Genomic DNA, 4,998 nt, shown 5'->3' on the forward strand with positions numbered 1-4,998 from the left:
GTTGACAGATTAACGAATAGAAAGGTAAGCGAACACGTTCGTTTATTTAAAGCATTGCGAAGTAAAGAAACGATTAATTTTTATCGTAATCAAGGCGACGACCAAGGGATGTGAAGGAGCATACAGAGGTATGTGACAGAGCAGCACGAGGGAAGTTAACGCCGAGTACGTCAAAAAGGAACGTTTTTAGCAGCAAGAATTTGCCTGGCGGCACTAGCGCGGTGGTCCCACCTGACCCCATGCCGAACTCAGAAGTGAAACGCCGTAGCGCCGATGGTAGTGTGGGGTCTCCCCATGCGAGAGTAGGGAACTGCCAGGCATCCAATAAGTCAAAAAGGCCATCCTAACGGATGGCCTTTTTGCGTTGGAAAACGCTAACTTCTTGTAGCGTTTAATGAAAAAAAGATGCCAAATCAGGTAAACTAGTCAGTGATTATCCTATCAAGGTGAAGCCATGACTTGTTCGCAGACCTCTTTAAAATCCTTAAATACCTTTGGCCTTTCCGTCAGTGCCGAACGCATTGTTTATGCACGCAATACCGAAACCCTTATTGAAAGCTGGAAAGCTCATCAAGAGAAACCATGGCTGTTGATGGGAGGAGGCAGTAATATGCTGTTCCTCGACGACTTTGAAGGCACAGTAGTCGTTAATCAGTTAAAGGGAATAAGTATTGAGCAAACATCAGAAGAGTGGCTGATTCACTGTGCCGCTGGTGAGAATTGGCATGAGTTCGTGAAGTTTACCGTTAAGGAAGGTATGGCGGGGCTAGAAAATTTAGCACTGATCCCGGGAACGGTAGGGTCAGCACCTATACAGAACATAGGCGCCTATGGTGTTGAATTGAAGGATGTATGCGCATATGTCGATATTCTCGACCTTAATCAAAATCAAATGTTGAGAGTAACGAATAAAGAGTGCCTTTTCGGCTACCGAGAGAGTATTTTCAAACACCAGTACCGGCAAGGGTACGTCATTACTGCAGTAGGTTTTCGTCTAGCAAAGGAATGGCAACCAACTCTATCCTACGGGCCTCTGAAAGTAGCAGAAGCCTCTCTGACAACACCACAATCAATATTTGATAAAGTGTGTGAGATACGACGTAGTAAACTGCCTGACCCAGCCCAAATAGGCAATGCAGGAAGCTTTTTCAAAAACCCAATCATTCCAACTCGAGATGCTGAAGCCATTAAACGACACTATCCGAATGCCCCTTTCTACCCACAATGTGACAATCTGGTGAAGATCGCGGCAGGTTGGTTAATCGACCAGGCCGGCCTTAAAGGATATGTAGCCAATCATGCGGGAGTACATCCTCAACAAGCATTAGTCTTAATCAACTTGGGCGGTGCACAGCCGAAAGACTTGGTAAATATGGCGAAACATGTTCGTGATACTGTTTATAACAAATTTGAGATTTGGTTAGAACCGGAGGTTAGGTTTATCGGTCCTATGGGCGAAGTTAATGCAGTGGAAGCGTTATCATGAAAGATTACAGCATTACATTAAAGATCATGGCCATTTTAGCGGATGGTGAATTCCATTCGGGTGAGCAACTGGGCCAAGAACTCGGCATGAGCAGAGCGGCGATCAACCAGCATTTAAAAATTCTTGAAACCTGGGGAGTGAGTACTTATCGGGTGACGGGTAAGGGCTATTGCTTGGCCGAGCCAATTAATCTGCTCGACCAGGACGTTATCTCTCAACAGTATCACACAGATAACGTGGAGGTTATCCCTGTTATTGATTCGACCAACCAATACCTACTCGATAATATCGATAAGCTCACTACCGGAGACGTTTGTCTGGCTGAATATCAACAAGCGGGTCGGGGTAGACGTGGTGGGAAATGGTTCTCTCCCTTTGGTGCTAATCTCTATTTATCAATGTACTGGCGATTGGAGCAGGGACCGGCAGCCGCAATGGGGTTAAGTTTAGTTGTGGGTATAGTGATCGCCGAGACGTTAGTTCAGTTCGGCTGTCATGATGTCAAGGTAAAATGGCCGAATGATCTCTACATCAATAACCGAAAACTTGCAGGTATATTGGTTGAAATGACCGGTAAAACGGGTGATGTTGCACATATCATTATCGGCGCTGGTATAAATATCGCAATGAAATCTGATGCAACTTCGCCGATAGACCAAAGTTGGACCAGCCTTTATCAAGAAGGTATTATCACCGACAGGAATGCTCTTTCTGCTGCAATAGTTACCAATCTGCGTATCGCTTTACAGACCTTCGAAATACAAGGGATGGCTCCTTTCCTACCTCGTTGGCATATTTTAGATAATTTTCTCAATAAACCGGTAAAACTCATAATAGGTGACAGGGAAATCCACGGTATTGAACGCGGAATAAATGAATTCGGTGCACTGATGCTGGAACACGAAGACGAAATAAAAGCGTGGGTTGGCGGCGAGATTTCATTGAGAGCCGCCAACTGAATGAGTAGGCGTTATTTGCGTAAACTTACTGTACTGACGGCATGTTTGAGGCTCTTCGATAAAATGAGATTAGCCCGCTCTCGAGTGGGTAAGATGTTCTCACGAAGATTTAGCCCATTGATTTCGTCCCATAACGTTGAGGCGATCCCCTTTGCTTCATCAATCGTCAGCTGTGAATAATGGTGGAAATACGAATTAGGGTCACTGAAAGCACCTTCTCTGAATCGAAGAAAACGGTTGATATACCACTGCTTAAGCAGATCTTCAGAGGCATCAACATAGATCGAAAAATCGACAAAATCGCTGACGAAAACTCGATGGGGGTCATGGGAATAATCCATACCGCTTTGTAGGACATTTAAACCCTCAAGGATAACGATATCCGGGGCTTCAACAACTTTTTGCTCTTCTGGAATGATGTCATACGTCAAATGAGAGTAAACCGGAACGGTGAGCTTCTCCTTGCCTGCCTTAATATCAGCAACGAAATTGACTAAGCGATGCATATCGTATGACTGAGGAAAACCTTTCTTCTTCATTAATCCACGTTCTTTTAATAGAGCGTTGGGATGGAGAAAGCCATCGGTGGTGATTAATTCAACTTTACGATGTTCAGGCCAGCGGCTGAGTAGAGCTTGTAATACACGAGCTGTGGTGCTTTTTCCTACCGCGACGCTACCAGCAATACTAATGATATAGGGAACTTTTTTGCGTTCCGTACCGAGAAACTTTTTTACCACATTCTGGTGGTTAAGGTTCGAGCTGATATAAAAATTCAGCAAACGCGAAAGGGGAAGGTATATCTCAGCCACTTCACTCAGGGAGAGGTCTTCGTTAATCCCTTTTAATTGCTCTATATCTTGCTCATCAAGAACTAAAGGTGTCGACTCTCGTAATGCTGCCCAATGTTGGCGATCAAAATGCAAATAAGCTGAATTCAAAGGTGACGAATCGATTGTACTCATAATTATACGTCTGACATCCGTAACTCAGTACGGCCGAAACAAGCCGGGAAGTGAGTTAACTAAAGGAGTTAAAGGAATAGTATCTCTGGAGGTTATCACCTGTCGTGACCAGTACAAAGCAAAAAGATGTTAATACAATGATATGTGTATATTTTTTATATGTTAAAAAAAGGAAAGGGCACGAATAATTTTAATTATTTACTCATGTAATAAAAAACGTAACGAACTTTTCTCCCTGTTTTCATTCATTGAATGGATGGAAAACTACTTTCTTTCTAATGCTAAAATCCTCACTTTCGATTAAATTTTGGACTAAAAACCACTAAAATCGCCTATTTTGAATAAAGAGTGAGCGAACGGAAAAAAAACTTAATTTTTTAGTTGCATGATTTTCTAACTCCCCATAGAATGCGCCTCAACTTGATGCCGACTTAGCTCAGTAGGTAGAGCAACTGACTTGTAATCAGTAGGTCACCAGTTCGATTCCGGTAGTCGGCACCAATCAAGTTAAGGTGGGGTTCCCGAGCGGCCAAAGGGAGCAGACTGTAAATCTGCCGTCACAGACTTCGAAGGTTCGAATCCTTCTCCCACCACCATCTCAACTACTTTGTTGAGGCATAGTGAAGTAAAATGCTGAGTAAAGCAGTTTTCCTCACACCGGTTTAGACTGGTAACAGTCGAAAGTCGGTCAGTTTATCTGGCAGACTCGAATAATAAAAGCCATTTTATTATTCATAAGCTACAGAAAGATCCAGGTAGCAGAGTTCCAGGATGCGGGCATCGTATAATGGCTATTACCTCAGCCTTCCAAGCTGATGATGCGGGTTCGATTCCCGCTGCCCGCTCCAGATGTGCTGATATGGCTCAGTTGGTAGAGCGCACCCTTGGTAAGGGTGAGGTCCCCAGTTCGACTCTGGGTATCAGCACCACATTCCTAACTTCCTCCCTGATTCCTTCTGTTCTTGATTAAATCCATATTTATCAGGCAATAATGACCTGGTTGACGTGATAATTTCACCGATTCTATCTGTGTCTTAAAGGAACAAGCGATGGCTAAAGAGCAATTTCAACGTAATAAACCACACGTAAACGTGGGCACCATCGGTCACGTCGACCACGGTAAAACCACTTTAACTGCTGCAATCACTACCGTTTTAGCAAAAACTTACGGCGGTGCTGCGCGTGCATTCGATCAAATCGATAACGCGCCAGAAGAAAAAGCACGTGGTATCACCATCAACACTTCACACGTAGAGTACGAAACGCCAAGTCGTCACTACGCGCACGTTGACTGCCCAGGACACGCCGATTACGTTAAAAACATGATCACCGGTGCTGCGCAAATGGACGGAGCGATCCTAGTTGTTGCGGCAACTGATGGTCCTATGCCACAAACTCGTGAGCACATCCTGTTAGGTCGCCAAGTAGGTGTTCCTTACATCATCGTGTTCCTGAACAAATGTGACATGGTTGATGACGAAGAGCTGTTAGAGCTAGTTGAGATGGAAGTTCGTGACCTGCTGTCACAATACGACTTCCCAGGCGACGACACTCCAATCGTTCGTGGTTCAGCGCTTAAAGCACTGGA

The 4,998-nt window shown here is 44.4% G+C and carries 4 protein-coding genes, 4 tRNA genes and 1 rRNA gene; 8 read left to right on the plus strand and 1 reads right to left on the minus strand.

The genetic code is table 11. The features are described from left to right. The first annotated feature begins 203 nt into the window (after positions 1–203). From rrf to birA, 3 genes are all read left to right on the plus strand, one after another. Positions 204–319, plus strand: a 5S ribosomal RNA gene (rrf, locus tag BMX14_RS16225). A 135-nt stretch (positions 320–454) separates the two neighbouring features. After that, a complete protein-coding gene (gene murB / locus BMX14_RS16230) occupies positions 455–1,486 on the plus strand; it encodes a UDP-N-acetylmuramate dehydrogenase (protein ID WP_092678548.1) in 1,032 nt (343 codons plus the stop codon). After that, positions 1,483–2,445 carry a bifunctional biotin--[acetyl-CoA-carboxylase] ligase/biotin operon repressor BirA gene (birA, locus tag BMX14_RS16235; protein ID WP_092678550.1) on the plus strand — a complete coding sequence of 321 codons (963 nt, stop codon included), beginning with the start codon at positions 1,483–1,485 and terminating at the stop codon, positions 2,443–2,445. Before murB ends, birA begins: the two co-directional genes overlap by 4 nt. An 11-nt stretch (positions 2,446–2,456) precedes the next feature. On the opposite strand, the gene coaA is transcribed toward birA, so the two are convergent. Continuing rightward, entirely contained in the window at positions 2,457–3,410 is a 954-nt protein-coding gene (coaA, locus tag BMX14_RS16240; protein ID WP_092678552.1) for a type I pantothenate kinase, read from the minus strand. Between the two features lie 425 nt (positions 3,411–3,835). Here coaA and BMX14_RS16245 point away from each other — a divergent pair. The 5 genes from BMX14_RS16245 to BMX14_RS16265 all read left to right on the plus strand — a co-directional run. Next, a tRNA-Thr gene (locus tag BMX14_RS16245) sits at positions 3,836–3,911 on the plus strand. A 10-nt stretch (positions 3,912–3,921) separates the two neighbouring features. Continuing rightward, positions 3,922–4,006 (plus strand) — tRNA-Tyr (locus BMX14_RS16250). A 177-nt stretch (positions 4,007–4,183) separates the two neighbouring features. Next, positions 4,184–4,258 (plus strand) — tRNA-Gly (locus tag BMX14_RS16255). 5 nt (positions 4,259–4,263) lie between these two features. Beyond that, positions 4,264–4,339: transfer RNA gene (locus BMX14_RS16260), tRNA-Thr, on the plus strand. A gap of 120 nt (positions 4,340–4,459) precedes the next feature. Beyond that, positions 4,460–4,998, plus strand: a 539-nt coding sequence (locus BMX14_RS16265) for a GTP-binding protein (RefSeq protein ID WP_143056437.1), incomplete at its 3' end; no start/stop codon positions are given.

Origin of the sequence: Rosenbergiella nectarea (assembly GCF_900111105.1) — a bacterium.
Classification (GTDB): domain Bacteria; phylum Pseudomonadota; class Gammaproteobacteria; order Enterobacterales; family Enterobacteriaceae; genus Rosenbergiella; species Rosenbergiella nectarea.

Excerpts from the sequence above, each read along its gene's own strand:
- murB (WP_092678548.1), top strand. The coding sequence starts at position 455 with ATGACTTGTTCGCAGACCTCTTTAAAATCCTTAAATACCTTTGGCCTT.
- birA (WP_092678550.1), top strand. The coding sequence starts at position 1,483 with ATGAAAGATTACAGCATTACATTAAAGATCATGGCCATTTTAGCGGAT.
- coaA (WP_092678552.1), bottom strand. The coding sequence starts at position 3,410 with ATGAGTACAATCGATTCGTCACCTTTGAATTCAGCTTATTTGCATTTT.